The 17,728-nt window shown below is 72.8% G+C and carries 17 protein-coding genes; 10 read left to right on the top strand and 7 right to left on the bottom strand.

Annotated features, from left to right (window positions below; genetic code table 11):
- Nucleotides 1–43: 43 nt before the first annotated feature.
- A complete protein-coding gene (locus tag OG302_RS34620) occupies nucleotides 44–748 on the bottom strand; it encodes a GntR family transcriptional regulator (protein ID WP_371750325.1) in 705 nt (234 codons plus the stop codon).
- Between the two features lie 181 nt (nucleotides 749–929).
- Here OG302_RS34620 and OG302_RS34615 point away from each other — a divergent pair, with 181 nt between their 5' ends.
- The 5 genes from OG302_RS34615 to OG302_RS34595 are packed head-to-tail and all read left to right on the top strand — an operon-like array spanning nucleotide 930 to nucleotide 5,329.
- Nucleotides 930–2,231 (top strand): MFS transporter, encoded by a 1,302-nt coding sequence (locus OG302_RS34615; protein ID WP_371530358.1) that lies wholly within the window; start codon nucleotides 930–932, stop codon nucleotides 2,229–2,231.
- Nucleotides 2,228–3,019, top strand: a complete 792-nt coding sequence (locus OG302_RS34610; protein WP_371530357.1) for a putative hydro-lyase — start codon at nucleotides 2,228–2,230, stop codon at nucleotides 3,017–3,019. Before OG302_RS34615 ends, OG302_RS34610 begins: the two co-directional genes overlap by 4 nt.
- 35 nt (nucleotides 3,020–3,054) lie before the next feature.
- Complete coding sequence (locus tag OG302_RS34605) at nucleotides 3,055–3,831, top strand: LamB/YcsF family protein (protein WP_371530356.1); 777 nt, start codon at nucleotides 3,055–3,057, stop codon at nucleotides 3,829–3,831.
- Nucleotides 3,828–4,463, top strand: coding sequence for an allophanate hydrolase subunit 1 (locus tag OG302_RS34600; protein WP_371530355.1), 636 nt, complete (start codon nucleotides 3,828–3,830; stop codon nucleotides 4,461–4,463). Before OG302_RS34605 ends, OG302_RS34600 begins: the two co-directional genes overlap by 4 nt.
- Entirely contained in the window at nucleotides 4,460–5,329 is an 870-nt protein-coding gene (locus OG302_RS34595; protein ID WP_371530354.1) for a biotin-dependent carboxyltransferase family protein, read from the top strand. Before OG302_RS34600 ends, OG302_RS34595 begins: the two co-directional genes overlap by 4 nt.
- Before the next feature lie 45 nt (nucleotides 5,330–5,374).
- Here the strand turns inward: OG302_RS34595 and OG302_RS34590 are convergent, their stop codons facing one another.
- The 5 genes from OG302_RS34590 to OG302_RS34570 form a co-directional block, all read right to left on the bottom strand.
- A complete protein-coding gene (locus OG302_RS34590; RefSeq protein ID WP_371530353.1) occupies nucleotides 5,375–6,244 on the bottom strand; it encodes an SGNH/GDSL hydrolase family protein in 870 nt (289 codons plus the stop codon).
- Nucleotides 6,241–7,497 carry a glycosyltransferase gene (locus OG302_RS34585; RefSeq protein ID WP_371530352.1) on the bottom strand — a complete coding sequence of 419 codons (1,257 nt, stop codon included), beginning with the start codon at nucleotides 7,495–7,497 and terminating at the stop codon, nucleotides 6,241–6,243. Before OG302_RS34585 ends, OG302_RS34590 begins: the two co-directional genes overlap by 4 nt.
- On the bottom strand, nucleotides 7,494–8,624 hold the full coding sequence (locus tag OG302_RS34580) for a glycosyltransferase family 4 protein (RefSeq protein WP_371530351.1): 1,131 nt from the start codon (nucleotides 8,622–8,624) through the stop codon (nucleotides 7,494–7,496). The genes OG302_RS34585 and OG302_RS34580 overlap by 4 nt, the downstream gene beginning before the upstream one ends.
- Before the next feature lie 111 nt (nucleotides 8,625–8,735).
- Nucleotides 8,736–10,154, bottom strand: a complete 1,419-nt coding sequence (locus OG302_RS34575; protein ID WP_371530350.1) for a HEAT repeat domain-containing protein — start codon at nucleotides 10,152–10,154, stop codon at nucleotides 8,736–8,738.
- 302 nt (nucleotides 10,155–10,456) lie between these two features.
- Complete coding sequence (locus tag OG302_RS34570) at nucleotides 10,457–10,849, bottom strand: ankyrin repeat domain-containing protein (protein WP_361843950.1); 393 nt, start codon at nucleotides 10,847–10,849, stop codon at nucleotides 10,457–10,459.
- Nucleotides 10,850–11,146: 297 nt separating this feature from the next.
- Between OG302_RS34570 and OG302_RS34565 the strand changes: the two genes are divergently transcribed.
- Both OG302_RS34565 and OG302_RS34560 read left to right on the top strand, forming a co-directional pair.
- Nucleotides 11,147–11,341 carry a hypothetical protein gene (locus OG302_RS34565; RefSeq protein WP_160503705.1) on the top strand — a complete coding sequence of 65 codons (195 nt, stop codon included), beginning with the start codon at nucleotides 11,147–11,149 and terminating at the stop codon, nucleotides 11,339–11,341.
- A gap of 48 nt (nucleotides 11,342–11,389) precedes the next feature.
- A complete protein-coding gene (locus OG302_RS34560) occupies nucleotides 11,390–13,021 on the top strand; it encodes a hypothetical protein (protein ID WP_371530349.1) in 1,632 nt (543 codons plus the stop codon).
- A gap of 69 nt (nucleotides 13,022–13,090) precedes the next feature.
- On the opposite strand, the gene OG302_RS34555 is transcribed toward OG302_RS34560, so the two are convergent.
- On the bottom strand, nucleotides 13,091–14,590 hold the full coding sequence (locus OG302_RS34555) for a PLP-dependent aminotransferase family protein (protein WP_371530348.1): 1,500 nt from the start codon (nucleotides 14,588–14,590) through the stop codon (nucleotides 13,091–13,093).
- 176 nt (nucleotides 14,591–14,766) lie between these two features.
- Here OG302_RS34555 and OG302_RS34550 point away from each other — a divergent pair, with 176 nt between their 5' ends.
- The 3 genes from OG302_RS34550 to OG302_RS34540 are packed head-to-tail and all read left to right on the top strand — an operon-like array spanning nucleotide 14,767 to nucleotide 17,579.
- The gene (locus OG302_RS34550; RefSeq protein ID WP_371530347.1) at nucleotides 14,767–15,414 is read left to right on the top strand and encodes a YitT family protein; all 648 of its coding nucleotides are present in this window, start codon (nucleotides 14,767–14,769) and stop codon (nucleotides 15,412–15,414) included.
- Complete coding sequence (locus OG302_RS34545; RefSeq protein ID WP_371530346.1) at nucleotides 15,411–16,178, top strand: glycerophosphodiester phosphodiesterase; 768 nt, start codon at nucleotides 15,411–15,413, stop codon at nucleotides 16,176–16,178. Before OG302_RS34550 ends, OG302_RS34545 begins: the two co-directional genes overlap by 4 nt.
- 48 nt (nucleotides 16,179–16,226) lie before the next feature.
- Nucleotides 16,227–17,579: an MFS transporter gene (locus tag OG302_RS34540; RefSeq protein WP_371530345.1), complete on the top strand. Its 1,353-nt coding sequence runs from the start codon at nucleotides 16,227–16,229 to the stop codon at nucleotides 17,577–17,579.
- Nucleotides 17,580–17,728 lie beyond the last annotated feature (149 nt).

The following is a 17,728-nucleotide window of genomic DNA, read 5'->3' as shown; positions in this document are numbered from 1 at the left end:
TCTGACAGCGTCCTTCCGAGGTCCGTCCGAGGTCCGTCCGGGCTCAGGAGCCCGGACGCTCGCCTTCCGCCACGCGTCGGCCGTAGACCTCGACGAGGCCGCTGCGCGAGTCGTCCAGGTAGACCGCGAGCAGCCGCTCGGCCTCCGCGGCGTCCCCCTCCTGGAGGGTCTGCAGTATCTGCCGGTTGCGTACGAGGTACGGCTCGTGCAGCCCGCGTGGATCGTCCACCACGTGGAAGGCCAGGCGCAGTTCGGCGAAGACGCTGCGCATCACCTCGTCGGTGCGGGCGCTCCCGGCGAGCGCGACCAGCTCCCGGTGGAAGTGGATGTTCGCCGTGGAGACGCCCTTCCACTTGCGCTCGCGGGCCGCCTTCGTGCCGTCCGCGACGGCGCTCGCGAGTCCGTCGAGCGCGAAGGGCGGATCGCCGAGGCCGCGGACGACCGCGCACTCCACGAGGCGCCGGGTGCGATAAATGTCCTCGACGTCCTCAACCGTGAGAACTCGGACAAATACCCCGCGGTTGAGCTGGTGGACCAGCAGCCGTTCGTGCGTGAGAAGACGGAAGGCCTCGCGCAGCGTGTTGCGCGAGACGCCGAGCGCGCCGCCGATGCTGTCCTCCGACAGGCGCGCCCCCGGCGGGAAGTAGCCCTCGGCGATACGGCTCCGGAGGATGTCGGAGACCCGCTCCGCGGTGCTGGTGCGCCCCAGGAGCGCACGGTCGTCGGCCAGTCCGCTCGCGTCAGCCATTCCCTCAGCCATGCCCGGATTCAATCGCAGATACAAGAACGAGACAACATGGGTATTGAGGGATCGTTCAACGATCCTCTACCTTGTCGGGCACGGCACAGTCCCCGCCCGTGCCCCACGCCCTGCCCGCTCACCACCCCTGCCCGCTCCGCACCCTCCGTCCCCCTCCTGCGAGGTGCCCATGAGCACACCCCCACCGCCCCAGGCCGTGCCGGCCGAAAGCCGCCCCGTGGACGGCGAACCCGTCGGCGACAACGGCGCGTTCGGCTGGCTGCGCGCGCTTGGCCCGCGAGGCCGCCGTGCCTTCGGGGGCGCCTTCGGCGGCTACGCCCTCGACTCCTACGACTACTTCACGCTGCCGCTGAGCATGGTCGCGATCGCCGCGTACTTCGGCCTGGACAGCGGCCAGACCGGCCTGCTCACCACGGTCACGCTGGTCGTCTCCGCGATAGGCGGCGCGATCGCCGGGGTGGTCGCGGACCGGATCGGCCGCGTCAAGGCACTGATGATCACGGTCGTCACGTACGCCGTCTTCACCGTCGCCTGCGGCTTCGCGCCCAACTACGAGACCCTGCTGGTCTTCCGCGCCCTCCAGGGCCTCGGTTTCGGCGGCGAGTGGGCGGTCGGCGCGATCCTGGTCGCCGAGTACGCCACCGCCAAGAACCGCGGCCGTACGCTCGGCGCGATCCAGAGCGCCTGGGCGATCGGCTGGGCGCTCGCGGTGATCGTCTACACCGTGGTGTTCCAGTTCCTCGGCGAGGACATCGCCTGGCGTGTGATGTTCTGGACCGGAGCGCTGCCCGCCCTGCTCGTCGTCTACGTACGTCGCAATGTGCACGACGCCCCGGAGGCGGCCGAGCAGCGCGAGAAAAGCGCGGACAAGGGCTCGTTCACCGCGATCTTCAAGCCCGGTCTCCTGCGCATCACGCTCTTCGCGGTCCTGCTGTCCACCGGCGTACAGGGCGGCTACTACACGCTCGCCACCTGGGTGCCCACGTATCTGAAGACCGAACGCGGACTCACGGTGGTCGGCACGGGCGGGTATCTCGCGTTCCTGATCTCCGGTGCCTTCATCGGCTACCTGGCGGGCGGCTATCTCACCGATGTGCTCGGCCGCAAACGCAACATCACGCTCTTCGCGTTCCTCTCCGCGGCCAGCATCCTCGCCTACACGAACATCCCGGACGGGGCCAACGGCCTTCTCCTTGTGCTCGGTTTCCCGCTCGGCTTCTGTATGTCGGCCATTTTCAGCGGCTTCGGTTCCTTCCTCAGCGAGCTCTACCCGGCCGCCGTGCGCGGCACGGGGCAGGGCTTCACGTACAACACCGGTCGCGCCGTGGGCGCCATATTCCCCACCATGGTCGGATTCCTCGCCGACAGCTGGGGCGTGGGCGGTGCGCTGGTCTTCGGCGCACTGGGCTACGCCATCGCCGTGCTCGCGCTGTTCGGGCTGCCCGAGACGCGCGGCAAGGAGCTGGTGTGAGCCCCGCGGCCACGGCGTCGCGGAGTCCCGCGGAGGCCCGGGCGCTCTTCCGGTCGGGCACCAGCGGGCCGACCGCGGGCTGGGCGGCCGGTCACACGCAGGCCAATCTGATCTCCGTGCCCGCCGACTGGGCGTACGACATGCTCCTGTTCTGCCAGCGCAACCCGAAGCCCTGCCCGGTGCTCGACGTCACGGACGCGGGCTCCTGGACCACTCCCCTGGCCCCCGGCGCCGATCTGCGCACGGACCTGCCGCGCTACCGGGTGTGGGAGGGCGGCGAGTTGACCGACGAGCCCACGGACGTCGCCGACCGGTGGCGGGACGACCTGGTGTCGTTCCTGATCGGCTGCAGCTTCACCTTCGAGTGGGCGCTGACGGAGTCAGGCGTTCCGATGCGCCATGTCGAGCAGGGCCGCAACGTCTCGATGTACGTGACCGCGCGCCCCTGCCGTCCGGCGGGACGGCTGCACGGCCCGATGGTGGTGTCGATGCGCCACGTGCCGCCGCAGCACCTCTCGGCGGCGATCAGGGAGACTTCGCTGCTGCCCGCGGTGCACGGTAGTCCCGTGCACTGCGGGGATCCCGCGGGGCTCGGCATCGACGACCTCGACCGGCCCGACTTCGGTGATGCGGTGGCCGCGGAGCCCGGTGACATCCCGGTGTTCTGGGCGTGCGGGGTGACGCCGCAGGCCGCGGTGATGGCCTCGCGGCCGCCGTTCGCGATCACGCACGCGCCGGGCCAGATGTTCATCACCGACGCCCGTGACGAGCAGTACCGGGTGGCCTGACCAGGCCACCCGGAGGAAACAGGAGATCTACGCAGATGACGCGAGCCCCGGCCGACGCCGTGATCGATCTCAATGCCGACCTCGGTGAGGGCTTCGGCCGCTGGCGCCTGACCGACGACAAGGAGCTGCTCTCCGTCGTCACGAGCGCCAACGTGGCCTGCGGCTTCCACGCCGGGGACGCGGCCACCATGCGGCGCGTGTGCGAGCAGGCCGCCGCACGCGGGGTACGGATCGGCGCCCAGGTCTCCTACCGCGACCTGGCAGGCTTCGGGCGCCGCTCCATGGACGTGCCCGCCGACGAGCTCGCGGCCGAAGTGGCGTACCAGATCGGCGCCCTGGAGGTCTTCGCGCGGGCGGCAGGCACGCGCGTGTCGTACGTGAAGCCGCACGGAGCGCTCTACAACCGCGTCGTCCATGACGAGGAGCAGGCGCGCGCCGTCCTCGACGGTGTCCTGCTCGCGGATGACGCGCTGCCGGTCCTCGGGCTGCCCGGATCGCGCTTCCTGGAGGTGGCGGGCAAGGCCGGGCTGCCCGTCGTCACCGAGGCGTTCGCGGACCGTGCGTACACCCCGGAGGGGACGCTCGTGCCACGCGGCGACGATGGCGCCGTCATCACGGAGGCGGACGCCGTCGTCGAACGCTCCGTGGGCATGGCCCGGTTCGGGGCGGTCACCGCCCAGGGCGGCCGGCGCATCGACGTCCGCGCGCGCTCGCTGTGCCTGCACGGCGACACCCCGGGGGCGGTGGCCCTCGCCCGGCAGGTCCGGGCACGCCTCGAAGCGGCGGGCGTCCGGGTGGAGGCCTTCGCGTGAGGGTGCTTCCGGTCGGCGAGCAGGCGCTGCTGGTCGAACTCGCCGACGGCGACAAGGCGCAGGCGCTCCACGCCGAACTGCTGCGTCGCAGGGCCGCGGGCCTGATCCGCGTACGGGAGATCGTCCCCGCGGCCCGCACGGTGCTCCTGGACGGCCTTGACGACCCCGGCCCCGTCGGCGCCGAGCTGGCCGCCCTGGACATCCCGCCGCTCGCGGCGCGCGCGGAGGACGTCCGGGAGATCCCGGTCCGCTACGACGGGCCCGACCTGGCGGATGTGGCGGCGCACTGGGGGGTCCCGGTGGCGGAGGTCGCCCGGATCCACGCGGCGGCCGAATACCGGGTCGCCTTCTGCGGGTTCGCGCCCGGCTTCGGCTATCTCACGGGGCTGCCCGAGCGCTACGACGTGCCTCGCCGGGCCACACCACGCACGAGCGTCCCGGCCGGCAGCGTCGCCCTTGCGGGGCCGTACACGGGGATGTATCCACGCTCGTCTCCCGGCGGCTGGCAGCTCATCGGCACGACCGATGCCGTGCTGTGGGACCACGCGCGCGTGCCTGCCGCCCTGCTCACCCCCGGGGTGCGGGTGCGCTTCGTGCCCAGCCCAGCCGTGCCCAGCCTGGGGGCACGATGACGGACCGTGCTTTCGCCGTCGTACGGGCCGGGGCGCTGACCACCGTGCAGGATCAGGGCCGTCCCGGGCACGCCCACCTCGGAGTGCCGCGCTCCGGGGCCCTCGACCCGGCCGCGACCCGCCTCGCCAACCGGCTCGTCGGCAACCCGCCCGACGCGGCCGTCCTGGAGACCACGCTCAACGGCTGCTCCGTGCGACCGCGTTGCACGGTGACGGTGGCCGTCGTGGGAGCGCCCTGCCCGGTGACGGTCGACGGCCGACCGGTGGCGTGGGGTGCCCCCGTGCGGGTACCGGCCGGCGCGGTGCTCGACGTGGGAACGGCCGTCTCCGGAGTGCGTTGCTATGTCGCGTTCGGCGGCGGAGTGGCCGTCGAGCCGGTCCTCGCCAGCCGCTCCACGGATCTGCTCTCCGGGCTCGGCCCGCCGCCGCTCACGGACGGAACCGTCATCCCTATGGGGAGCGCTGCCGCACCCCACGCACGCGTGGACACCGTCCCGCACCCCGCGCCACCCCGCGAACTGGTCCTGAGGGTGACGCCAGGACCGCGCGCCGACTGGTTCACCCCCTCGGCCCGGCACACGCTGACCACGCGCGCGTACCGCGTGTCCTCGGCGAGCAACCGCATCGGTCTACGCACCGAAGGGCCGGCCCTGGAGCGGGCGTTCACCGATGAGCTCCCCAGCGAGGGCATGGTCCTCGGTGCCGTCCAGGTGCCGCCGGACGGCCGGCCCGTGGTGTTCCTCGCCGACCACCCGACGACCGGGGGCTACCCGGTGATCGCGGTGGTCAGGGAGGCTGATCTGGCCGGTGCGGCGCAGGCGGTGCCAGGAACCCCGGTCCGTTTCGTCCCGGCGGCACGACGCTGAGGCCTCACCCTCCCTGAGTTCCTGAGGCAGCCCTCCTGAGGCCGCCTACGCCGCGTCCGGCTGCTCGGCCACGGTCAGCGCCGCGAGCGCCGCCGTCACCGCGTGGGTGGCGCTCAGGTCGAGCCGGGCGCTGCTGCCCCGTACCTGATGGCGTACCTCGTCGGCCGCGAGGGTGAGCAGCTGGGGCAGCAGATCGGTGCACCGGCGCGCCACCCAGCCGGTGCCCGCGGTCGCCAGCCACAGCAGGCTCGCCGAGCGGGTGGGCGAGGGCAGTTGGGGCTCGCACGAGGGCGGGCCGCCCGCCGCGAGGCCCCGGGCCGCGAGCAGCGCGTGGAAGCGGGCGGCAACAAGACGGTGGCCCCGCTCGCCGGGATGCAGCCGGTCCGCGCTCCACAGGGTGCGGTCGGCGACCCACTCGTCGTCCGCGAGATGCAGGTGGACGGCGGCGTAGCGCTCGGACAGCGCGTGCACGACGGCGTTGACCGCGCGCTGCCGCCGGGCCAGCGGGCGTGCCAGGGCGCCGGGGAGGCCGAGCATGGCCCCCGGGTCGGGGAGGCAGGCGGTGAGCAGGTGGGCGCCGTGCCGCCCGGCGGCGGCGTAGACCTCGTCGAGGCGTGCCGCCACGGCCCGGATGTCGAACGTGCAGCGCAGGGTGTCGTTGACGCCGACGACGACCGAGACCAGGTCGGGCCGCAGCTCCAGGGCCACGGGCAGTTGCCGGTCCAGCACGTCCCCGGTCTGGGAGCCGCTGACGGCGAGGTTGTGGAACCGCACCACCCCCTCCCGCACCGCCCCCTCACCCGCTGCCAGCCCCTCGGCCAGCAGCGCCGCCCATCCGCGCCACCCCTCGTCCACGGGGTCCCCGATGCCTGCGGTGAGGGAGTCGCCGAGAGCCACGAAACACAACGGCTTCATGACGCACGCCCCTCGCCGAGCGTTTCGTCGGCCGATGCTCCGAACTCCCCTGCGCCCCGCACCCCGAGCCGCGCCTCATGCGCCCCCAGGAACGCCGCGACAGCCCCCTCCCACCCGAAGCACTCGGCACGCACGCGTGCCGTCTCCCTCCGGGACCGCTCGGGACGGGCGAGGAGAGTCTGAACGGCGGTCGCGAACGACTCACCGCTGTCCGTCGCCACCGCGCCCGCACCGCCCACGATCTCCGGGAGCGCCGACGACGCGCTGGCCACCACCGGCGTACCGCAGGCGAGCGCCTCCAGGGCCGCGAGCCCGAACGTCTCGCAGGGGCCCGGCGCGAGGCAGACGTCGGCCGTGGCCTGCAGCGCCCCCAGGGCCGTGCGGTCCGCGACGTGCCCCAGGAACGTCACCGGCAACCGCCGCTCGCGCGCCCGCAGTTCGAGGCGGGCCCGCAGCGGCCCGTCCCCCGCCACCGCGAGCACCGCCGGCACGCCCCGGCCACGGAGCGCCTCCAGGGCGTCGAGCGCCATGCCCGGCCGTTTCTCAACGGACAGCCGTGAGCAGAGCACCAGCAGCACCTCGCCCTCGCGCGCGTGGCGGGCACGCGCGCGTGGATCACGCAGCCCCGGGTGGCTGCCCACGAGGTCGACGCCGAGCGGCGCGCGGACGACGTTGCGCGCCCCGACGCGGACGAACTCGCGCTCGGCCCACTCCGTGGTGCACACGACCCGCGCATAGGCGTGCGCGGTCCGGGAGTTGAGGGCGTCGGCCGCACGCAGGACGGCCTGCTGGGGCATGCCCCAGGAACTGAGGACGCCGTGCGCGGTCTCGTGGGAGACCATCACGGCCGGGATCCTGCGGTGCCGGGCCCACGCGCCGGTCCAGCGCAGTGTGGTGCGGTCCGAGACCTCGATGCGGTCGGGGGCGAGGCGTTCGAGGACCCGGGCCACCCTTCGGCGGTCCGTGAGGACGCGGTAGCCGCCGGTGCCGGGCAGCAGTGTGCCCGGCAGGGTCACGACGCGGCCCTGGTCGGTGTCGCGGACCCCGGCCCGTGCGCCGGGCACGATCAGTACGGGCTCGTGCCCGGCCGCGCGGTAGCCGCGCCCCAACTCCCGCAGCGCGGTGCGCAGTCCGCCGGACGTGGGGGCGACGAAGTTCGCGAGCCGCACGATGCGCAGCGACCCGGCGGGGCGCGCGCCACTCCGTGCCGCCGCCTCGCGGCAGGCCGCTTCCCTGTACAGGGCCGCCCTCATGCCGCCACCGCCGTCCGCGCGGCGAGCACGTCGGCGTAGTGGTCGACGAGCTGCTCGCCGACCGCCCCCCAGGTCCGCCCCTCGACGGCGGCGCGCCCGGCCCTTCCGTACGCCGCCCGCAGCCCTGGATCGGCGGCGAGCGCCCAGACCGCGTCGCGCACCGCGAGGGCGTCCCGGGGTGGCACCAGGACTCCGGTGCGGCCGGGGACGACGAGGTCGAGGGGTCCGCCCGCGGCGGGCGCGACCACCGGCACACCACTGGCCATGGCTTCCTGCACGGTCTGGCAGAACGTCTCGTAGGGCCCGGTGTGCACGAAGAGGTCCAGCGAGGCGAAGATCCGGGCGAGTTCGCCGCCGGTACGGCGTCCGAGCATGACCGCGCCCGGCAGCGCGGCCCGGACGGGCCCCTCGCTGGGTCCGTCGCCGACGACGACGAGGCGTACGCCATCGAGGGAGCACACCCCGGCGAGGAGTTCGACCTGCTTCTCGGGAGCGAGACGCCCTACGTAGCCGACGATCAGCTCACCGTTCGGCGCGAGTTCACGGCGTACGGCCTCGTCCCGGAGGGCGGGCCCGAACCGGGCGGTGTCCACACCCCGTGGCCACAGCCGTACCCGTGGCACCCCGTGCGACACGAGGTCGCGCAGGGCGGCGGACGACGGGGCGAGCGTGCGGTCGGCCGCGGCGTGGACGGCACGGATACGGCGCCATGCGGTGGCCTCGCCCATCCCCATGTACGTACGGGCGTAGCCGCCCAGGTCCGTCTGGTAGACGGCGACGGCGGGTATGCCCAGACGCGCGGCGGCTGCCATGCCGCGCGCCCCGAGGACGAACGGGCTGGCCAGGTGGACGAGTTCGGCCCGGTGCGCGCTCAGCGCGGCCGACAGGCGCCGGCTGGGCAGCGCCACCCTGACCTGCGGATAGCCGGGAAGGGGCAGCGAGGGGACACGAATGACGGGGCAGGGCGCACTGGCATCGGCTGCGGCGTCCGCCCCGGCCGCGGGAGCCGGGGCGATGACCAGGGGGGCGTGACCGCGGGCGGCGAGCTGCCGGGCGGTCTGGAGGGCGCAGTGCGCCACGCCGTTGACGTCGGGAGGGAAGGATTCGGTGACGATGACGACACGCATACCCGTGTTGTCGTCGCGCGGGGCGTGGTCACGTCAACGTGGATCTTTCCTGGCGAGGAACGTCCCATGAGCGTTCCCCTCCGCACGCGCCCCTCCCCCGGGGCGCGACGGCTACACCTCGGCCGCGTCGGGGCCGATCCTGCTCCGTACCGCGGTCTGTACCTCGTCCTCCTCGGCGGGATCCGAGGCGAGCCTTCTGAGCTGGGTGACCACACGGGCGTCGCCGGTCTCGGCGTGCCGTGCGGCGACCTCGCGGGTGGACTCCTCGCAGTCCCACAGGCATTCGACGGCGAATCCGGCGGCGAAGGAGGGGTCGGTGGCGGCGAGCGCGCGGGCGGCGCGGCCACGGAGGTGGGAGGAGGCGGTCTCGCGGTAGACGTGGCGGAGGACGGGGGCCGCGCAGGCGATGCCCAGGCGTCCGGCGCCGTCGACGAGTGTCCAGAGGGTCTGTGCGTCCGGGCCTTCGCCGCGGACGGCCTCCCGGAGCGCGGCGAGCACGAGCTTGCTGTCCTGGGCGCCTCCCCTGCAGGCGAGCACCCGTCCCGCCGCGGCGCCGAGCTCGTCGGGGCGCTGGGCCCAGCGGCGGGCCCGCTCCACGGCGCCGACGCCGCGCATCCGTTCGAAGGCCTCGGCCGCGGCGTCCACGACCGCCCGTGACGGGCTCTCCACCGCGAACTCGATCAGGTCGAACACATCGGGATCATGGGCGTCCGCGAGGTAGCGCAGGGCCGTGCCGCGCGCCCCGTCGGAGCCGTTGCGGGCGGCTTCGAGGATCTCGGCGCGGTCCTCGGGCCCGGCGACCGCGCTCAGGCAGCGGGCGGCGGGCACATGCAGGACGGCGCCGCGTTCGAGCCCTTCCTGGGCCCAGTCGAAGACGGCCTGGACGCTCCAGCCGGGGCGTGGCCCAGCCGGCCGCATCTGCCGCTGCCAGCGGTCGAAGGAGCCCTGTTCCCGTGCGGCGCGCACACGGGCGCCGACGGCCTGCCTCGGGTCCTCCTCCCACAGCCGCCAGGGCCGGGGTTCGTAGGCGTCGCGCACGACGGCGGCCAGTTCGGCCTCGCCCTCCGCGTCCTCGGGGAATCTGGCGAGCACGGGCACGGCGAGGGCACGCAGGCCCGCGTCGTCGTCGCGCAGCGCCAGTTCGTCCAGGGCCCAGGCCCAGTTGGCGCCGAACGCCGCGTACCGTCGCAGCAGTTCGAGGGCGTCGTGCCTGCCGTACGAGGCGAGGTGCCCGAGCACCGCGAGCGCGAGGCCGGTGCGGGAGTCGTCCGTGTTCAGGACGTCCTCGGCATCGAAGAGATGCCGCTCGATCTCCTCGATGCCACCGCGGAGATCGAGGTAGAGCCTGGCGTAGTAGAGGGAGCGGTTCTCCACCTGCCAGTCGTGGCGTGGGTCGTGGAGAACACAGGTGTCGAGGGCGGCGAGCGCCTCGGATCGAGGTGCGGTGAGTGCGTGCAGCGTGCCGTCGCCGCGGCCCCTCTGCAGCAGGCCGAGCAGCGTACCGCTGGGCGCTATGACCGGATCGAACATGGGAAACAGCCTCACATCAAGCGTCGACGCAACCGGGAATCGTGAATTACCTGGCCGTGCGCCAACACGTCGGGCCGCCCGCCGTCTCTTGCTTGCTGTAAGCCATCTTCCTCTGCCTCTCGTCGGTGGCCCGAAGGGTTCCCGGACGGGAGGTCCGGGGGCGGGCCGCTCACGGTCCGCGCGGTGCGGCGACTCCTGCCCCACCGTCGCGTCCGTGAATCACGTCGTCATGATGGCCCAGCGGTTCAGCCCGCCGCGACCACATTTCCAGCGCCCCCGTTGTTGCTGGTCAGGTACCCCGCTCAGGCCGCCCCGAACAGCTCGACCAGCTCCGTCTTCGCGAACATCCGGGCGGTGTCCACCGCCGACGGCGTGCCCGCGGCCGGATCCGCCCCTCCGTCGAGGAGCGCCCGGATGACCGCGTCCTCGCCCTTGAAGACGGCTCCGGCGAGCGGCGTCTGCCCCCGGTCGTTGGCACGGTTGGCGTCACCGCCCCGCTCCAGGAGGGCCCGGACCGCGTCCGCGTGACCGTGGTAGGCGGCGAGCATCACGAGCGAGTCGCCGCTGTCGTTGGTGAGATTCGCCGGAACGCCTGCGTCCACGTACGCGACGAGGGCCGCGGTGTCGCCCTGGCGCGCCAGATCGAAGATCTTGGTCGCCAGCTCCACGACTTCCGGGTCGGGGGCTTCGCTCATGGACCAGACCGCCTTTCGACTGCGGGGTGACTCGGGGGGTCGTACGGCGTCCTGTGCAGCCGTACGAGTGAATCGACAGGGTACTGCCCGTCCGGGCACATGACGGGGCGCGCCCGCGGCAAAGATCACCGACGAACCCGGATGCCCGCCGGACCCGCGCTCGTGCGGCCCCGCAGAGCTCCGCCATTCGAGGGAAATTAAGAAAAATTCCCCCATTTGCACCTTTTATCGTATGGATACATGCTGTGAACCTGGAACAACTCATGGTGACTGTCCCCACCAACCAGGAGAACCGTCATGATCCTTTCCATCTCGGGCGTCGTGCTGCTCGGCATCATCGTCTTCCTGTTCTTCCGCAAGGACGGACTCAAGGCGTCCCACGCGGTGGTCTGCGCGCTCTTCGGCTTCTTCATGGCGGGCACCGCCATCGCCCCGAGCATCAAGGCCGGCAGCGCGAGCCTGGCGAGCCTCCTCGGCGGGATCAAGTTCTGACGCCTCCTGCCCCCTGTAGTACTTCGTTCGCACCATCTGGAGACTGACGTGGCCCGGCGCCCCCTCCCCCGCATCCTGAGCAACGGCACCGCCTCGATCGCCCGGAGCCGGGAGTTCGCACGGTCGGCCGCCGACAACGCCACCGACGTCCTCCACCCGCTGATCACGATCACTCGTGGACTGCGCCGGCTGGCGGCGGCCGGGCGGCGCAGGTGGGCCGACACCCCCAAGGACCGGCGCGGGCCACTGATGTTCCTGGTGGCCTCCGTCGTCCTGGTGGTGGCCCTCATGCCGTACGGTCCGCTGCTCGCCGCCATCTGCCTGATGGCGGCCGCCGCGTGGACCGGCAGGGAACGCACGGAGCCCGCCCCCACGGGTCCTGACGAGGCGCAGACCCAGCGCCTGCAGTCCCTCTACGAAGCACTCGTCCCGTACTTCTCCGTCCCCGAGGACCCGGCGCCGCTCTTCGCGCACGGCGGCGAGTGGGACAAGGCCCTCACGTCGTACGAGTTCGACGACGACGGACGTGTCTCCCATCTGGTGGTGCGCTACCCCGCGTACTTCACGGACGGCGAGGCCGACTCCCGCGCACGGATCGAACAGCTGCTGCACGCCAAGTCGGGCCGCGGCCGCGAGTACCACTTCGAGTGGGACGAGGAGGGCAACCAGCTCACGGTGAACGTGCTGCCCCCGCTGCCCACCGACATCGCCGCCCAGCGCTTCGTCACGGCCCCCGGCGAGACCGTGCTCGGCTTCACCGATCCCACCGGTGTCCAGCGCACCCTCCCCGTGACGGACGGCGACGAGCAGCGCGACGTGCCCCCCGTCGTCTGGCGCACGGGCCCCCGCTCCACCGAACCGCACCTCCTGGTCGTCGGCGAGCCCGGCAGCGGCACCACGACCCTGCTGCGCTCCGTCGCCCTGCAGGCCCTGCTGCACGGCGACGTCCTCATCGTCGAGGGCAGCGGCATCGGCGACTACGCCTGCCTGGCCGGACGTGACGGTGTCCTGGCCATCGAGTGCGGGCTCGCCGGAGCCCTGGCGAGCCTGGAGTGGGCGGCACACGAGACGGAGCGGCGCCTCATCTCCGCCAACCGCGCCCGGCAGGCGGGCCACCCCGCCCCGGAGGACACCAAGCGCCCGCTGTGGATCCTCATGGACCGCCCCAGCGTGCTCGGCCACCTCGCGGCGGCCGACGGACGCAAGGACCCCCAGTCACTGCTCCAGGTGCCGCTGCGGCACGGCAGGGCGGCCAACGTCACGGTCGTCGTGGCCGACCAGTTCGACAGCCTGGACGCCCTGAGCGACCCCGTGCGCCAGCACACCCGCGCGCGCGTGGTGCTCGGCCCCACGACGATCGACCAGGTCGAGGACATCCTCGGGGTGCCGCCCCGTACGACGCCCACGGCAGACGTCCCGCCCGGCCGCGGCTACGCCCGGCTCGGCACGGGTCAGGTGCACCGGCTCCAGGTGCCCGCGACGCCCGATCCGTACGACGACGCGACGAGCGAGGCACACCGGCAGGCGGTGACGGATCTGCTGCCGGCGCGGAGCACCCCCGTGGATGCCGGTACCGATACCAGTACCGGCACAGAGGCCGACACGGAGGCTGAGGCAGACGCGGACACCGTCGCGACGAAACCCGACGCGGCGCCGGAGCCCGTGCCCGCCGAGAGCTGAGCCCGAGGGCGGCCAGGGCGGCCAGGGCGCCCACCAAGACCCTCGGCCCACTCGGCCCGCTCGGACCACTCAGGCCACGAACGCCCGCGACGCCTCCACGCCCGCGCCCGCCCCCGTCTCCACCAGACGCGCGGCCTCGGCCAGGCGCACCGCGGCCTCCTCGGCCACCGCGCCTCCCACGGTGAACGGCAGCCGCACATACCCCTCGAAGGCTCCGTCCACGCCGAAGCGCGGCCCTGACGGGACCCTGACCCCCACCCGCTCGCCCACCTCGGCGAGCCGGGAGCCGGAGAGGCCGCCCGCTCGGGCCCACAGGGTGAGGCCGCCCGCCGGTACCGCGAACTCCCAGTGGGGCAGCTCACGGCGGACCGCGGTGACCAGCGCGTCGCGGTTCTCGCGGGCCTGCTCCCTGCGCACCTCGACGGCGGACTCCCAGCCGCCGGTGCTCAGGAGCCAGTTCACGGCCAGCTGTTCCAGGACCGGGGTGCCCATGTCGGCGTACGCACGTGCGGAGACCAGGCTGCGGATCACGTCGGGCGCGGCCCGCACCCAGCCGATGCGCATGCCCGCCCAGAAGGCCTTGCTCGCCGAGCCGACGGTGATGACGGTCGAGCCCGCCGGGTCGAAGCCGCAGACGGGGCGCGGCATCGTCAGGTCGTCGTCGAGCTGAAGTTCGATCATGGTCTCGTCGACCACGAGGACCGTTCCCGCGGAACGGGCGGCATCGACGAGCTTGCGCCGCTGGTCCTCGTCCGCGAGCGCGCCCGTGGGGTTGTGGAAGTCCGCGACCACATAGGCAAGGCGGGGCGCGGCGTCGCGCAGCACCTGGCGCCAGCGGTCCATGTCCCAGCCCTTGAGCCCGTCGGACATGGCGACGGGGACCAGACGGGCACCGGTCTCGCGCATGAGCTGGAGGATGTTGGCGTACGACGGGGACTCGACGGCGATGCGTTCGCCGCGCGGTGCGAACAGATGGCAGATCGCGTCGATGGCGCCCATCGCGCCGGTCGTGACCATGATCTGTTCGGGCATCGTCGGGATGCCGCGCGCGGTGTAGCGCTCGGCGAGCATCTGCCGCAGCGCGGGCAGCCCGGCCGGGAAGTCGCCGTGCGTGTGCGCGTACGGCGGGAGTTCCTCCAGGGCGCCCTGCACGGCGCGGGTGAGCCAGGGCTCCGGCGCGGGCAGGGCCGCGCAGCCGAGGTCGATCATGGAGCCGAGCGCCTCGGGCGGAAGGGGTTCGAGCCCGCGCGCGGGGAGGGGGTTGCCTGCCGGGACGGCGGTCCAACTGCCCGCTCCCCTGCGGGATTCCAGGAAGCCCTCGGTGCGCAGCGCCTCGTACGCGGCGGCGACCGTGGTCCGGCTGACGGCGAGGGAGACGGCGAGCTCGCGCTCGGCGGGCAGCCGCGCGGCGACCGGGACGCGGCCTTCGAGGACGAGCATGCGGATGCCGTCGGCGAGCGCGCGGTAGGCGGGCGGGCGGCGCGTGCCGGGGCCCGCGGGGCGCGTCTGCTGAGAGGTGAGCAGCCGGGCGAGCTGCGTGGAGCCCACCGCCGAAGTCCACTGAGCCATGATTCCCAGTCCACCTTCCTGGAATTGGCCATGGTTGGTATCCCTTTACGAGCCACAGAGTGTCATGCATCAGGCCACTACCACCAGCAGGGGGGCATCTCTTGTCCACGCCCAAGCCACCGACATCGACCCCGACGTCTCCCCACACATCTCCCCAGGCGCCGCGGTCACGACCGGTGAAACCGCACCTCGCGCTGCGGCTCACCCAGCTGTACGTCGGTCTGGCGCTCTACGGCGCGAGCTCAGGGCTCCTGGTGGTGGCCGGGCTCGGCCTCGAACCGTGGAACGTGCTGCATCAGGGCCTCGCCGAACTGACCGGGATGTCCATCGGCGTCGTCTCGATCGTCATCGGCGCCGCGGTGCTGCTCCTGTGGATCCCGCTGCGGCAGCGCCCCGGCCTCGGCACGGTCTCGAACGTCTTCATCGTCGGCCTGGCGATGGACGGCACCCTCGCGCTGATGCCGGACACGCACACGCTCGCCGTCCGCGTCCCGCTCCTCGTGGCGGGGATCGTCCTGAACGGCGCCGCGACGGGGCTCTACATCGCGGCGAAGTTCGGACCGGGGCCCCGGGACGGCCTGATGACGGGCCTGCATCAGCGCACCGGACGCTCGATCCGGCTGATGCGGACCCTGGTCGAGGTGGCCGTGGTCGCCACCGGCTTCGCGTTCGGCGGCACGGTGGGCATCGGCACGGTCCTGTACGCGCTGGCGATCGGCCCGCTGGCCCAGTTCTTCCTGCGCCTCTTCGCCGCCCCCGCTCCATCCGAAGGAGACGCCGTGGCCGCCGGCGGTCAACCGGAGCAGGCGATACTGCAGCGGTGACCACGCGCGGACGCCACCCCTACCTCGACCATTCCGGCCCGCTGGCCTTCGCCCATCGCGGCGGGGCGGCGGACGGCCTGGAGAACACCGCCGCGGCCTTCCGGCGCGCGGTGGACCTGGGGTACCGCTACATCGAGACGGATGTGCACGCCACGTCGGACGGCCGCCTGGTGGCCTTCCACGACGCGACGCTGGACCGGGTGACGGACACGGCCGGGCAGATCGCCGACCTGCCGTGGAGCGATGTGCGCCACGCGCGCGTGGCGGGCAGCGAGCCGGTGCCCCTCTTCGAGGACCTCCTGGAGTCCTTCCCCGACGTCCGCTGGAACGTGGACGTCAAGGCCGAGCCCGCCCTGCTGCCCCTCCTCGATCTGCTGCGCCGCACCGGCGCCTGGGACCGCGTGTGCGTCGGTTCGTTCTCCGAGTCCCGCGTGGCCCGCGCCCAGCGACTCGCGGGCCCCCGCCTCGCCACGTCGTTCGGCACCCGGGGCGTGGCCGCCCTGCGGCTGCGTTCGTACGGCGCCCCCGCCGCCGTACGCCGCTCCGCGGTGTGCGCACAGGTGCCCGAGACGCACGCCGGGATCCGTGTGGTGGACCGCCGCTTCGTCCGCGCGGCCCACGCGCGTGGACTACAGGTGCACGTCTGGACGGTCAACGACGCCGCACGTATGGCCGCGCTTCTCGACCTCGGTGTAGATGGCATCATCTCTGATCACATCGAGACGCTGCGCGAAGTGCTGAAGGACCGGGGAGCCTGGGCCTGACCGCCTCCGGGGCGGCAGCGGACCACGGGGACCAGCGAGGGGGCACGGGTGGGCACCGACACCGTGCGGGCAACGCCACCAGCCGACGAGAGCGCCGCCGAACGACGGCGCGAGCAGCGCGGCTGGTACTTCTACGACTGGGCGTGCTCGGTCTACTCGACGAGCGTCCTGACGGTGTTCCTCGGCCCGTATCTGACGGAGATCGCCAAGTCCGCCGCGGACCCGGACGGATACGTCCACCCACTGGGCATACCGGTCAGCGCCGGGTCCTTCTTCGCGTACGCGGTGTCGGCCTCGGTGATCGTCTCGGTCTTCGTCATGCCGCTGGCGGGCGCGGCCGCCGACCGGACGGGCCGCAAGAAGCCGCTCCTGGCGGCAGCCGCCTACCTGGGGGCAGCGGCCACGGCGGGCATGTTCTTCCTGGACGGCGACCGCTATCTCCTCGGCGGCTTCCTGCTGATCGTCGCCAATGCCTCGCTCGCCGTCTCGATGGTGCTCTACAACTCCTACCTGCCGCAGATCGCGCCTCCGGAGGAGCGTGACGCGGTCTCCTCGCGCGGCTGGGCGTTCGGCTACACGTCGGGTGCACTCGTCCTGGTGGCGAACCTGGTCCTGTTCCTGGCCCACGACACCTTCGGCGTCTCGGAGTCGACAGCCGTGCGCATCTGCCTGGCGTCGGCGGGCGTGTGGTGGGGCGCGTTCACGCTCGTACCGCTGCGGCGGCTGCGTGACCGCAAGGCGCCGCCCTCGGAGGCACCGGCACGCGGCTGGCGGCAGCTCGCGTCGACCGTGCGCGACATGCGCCGCCATCCGCACACCCTGTCCTTCCTGCTCGCCTATCTCGTCTACAACGACGGCGTACAGACGGTGATCTCCCAGGCGTCCGTGTACGGCTCCGAAGAGCTCGGTCTCGGCCAGTCCACGCTGATCGTCGCGGTCCTCCTCGTACAGGTGCTCGCGGTGGTGGGAGCGCTTGCCATGGGGCGCCTCGCACGGACGTACGGCGCCAAGCGCACCATCCTCGGTTCGCTCGCCGCGTGGACAGTGACGATCGGGGCCGGGTTCTTCCTGCCTGCCGGTGCGCCGGTGTGGTTCTTCGTGCTCGCGGCGGGCATCGGCCTGGTGCTCGGGGGTTCGCAGGCGCTCTCGCGGTCCCTGTTCTCGCATCTGGTGCCCGCGGGCAAGGAGGCCGAGTACTTCTCCGCGTACGAGATCAGCGATCGCGGCATGGCCTGGCTCGGGCCGCTGATCTTCGGCCTGACGTACCAGCTCACGGGGAGCTACCGGGACGCGATCGTCTCCCTTGTGGCCTTCTTCGTGATCGGTTTCGTGCTGCTCGCGCGGGTACCCGTACGGCGTGCGATCCGCGACGCGGGAAATCCCGTACCCGCCAGGATTTAGCAACTGAAGCCAAAGGGCGGTAGTGTACGCGTTTGGCCTACCAGGCGGACCGTTACTGCGCGCTGGAGATTCAGAAACGCTGGGTGACATCTGCTACTAGATGTGACAAACCGGGCGCTGGTGGGTACAACAAGGGGCGGCATACGACG

It is taken from the genome of Streptomyces sp. NBC_01283, assembly GCF_041435335.1.
Lineage (GTDB): Bacteria > Actinomycetota > Actinomycetes > Streptomycetales > Streptomycetaceae > Streptomyces.
Note: the sequence above shows the minus strand (reverse complement) of the source record. Positions and strands in the feature narration are given on the sequence as shown.

Coding starts and splice junctions, on each gene's coding strand:
- OG302_RS34620 (WP_371750325.1), bottom strand. CDS start 748: ATGGCTGACGCGAGCGGACTGGCCGACGACCGTGCGCTCCTGGGGCGC.
- OG302_RS34615 (WP_371530358.1), top strand. CDS start 930: ATGAGCACACCCCCACCGCCCCAGGCCGTGCCGGCCGAAAGCCGCCCC.
- OG302_RS34605 (WP_371530356.1), top strand. CDS start 3,055: ATGACGCGAGCCCCGGCCGACGCCGTGATCGATCTCAATGCCGACCTC.
- OG302_RS34595 (WP_371530354.1), top strand. CDS start 4,460: ATGACGGACCGTGCTTTCGCCGTCGTACGGGCCGGGGCGCTGACCACC.
- OG302_RS34590 (WP_371530353.1), bottom strand. CDS start 6,244: ATGAAGCCGTTGTGTTTCGTGGCTCTCGGCGACTCCCTCACCGCAGGC.
- OG302_RS34585 (WP_371530352.1), bottom strand. CDS start 7,497: ATGAGGGCGGCCCTGTACAGGGAAGCGGCCTGCCGCGAGGCGGCGGCA.
- OG302_RS34580 (WP_371530351.1), bottom strand. CDS start 8,624: ATGCGTGTCGTCATCGTCACCGAATCCTTCCCTCCCGACGTCAACGGC.
- OG302_RS34575 (WP_371530350.1), bottom strand. CDS start 10,154: ATGTTCGATCCGGTCATAGCGCCCAGCGGTACGCTGCTCGGCCTGCTG.
- OG302_RS34570 (WP_361843950.1), bottom strand. CDS start 10,849: ATGAGCGAAGCCCCCGACCCGGAAGTCGTGGAGCTGGCGACCAAGATC.
- OG302_RS34565 (WP_160503705.1), top strand. CDS start 11,147: ATGATCCTTTCCATCTCGGGCGTCGTGCTGCTCGGCATCATCGTCTTC.
- OG302_RS34555 (WP_371530348.1), bottom strand. CDS start 14,590: ATGGCTCAGTGGACTTCGGCGGTGGGCTCCACGCAGCTCGCCCGGCTG.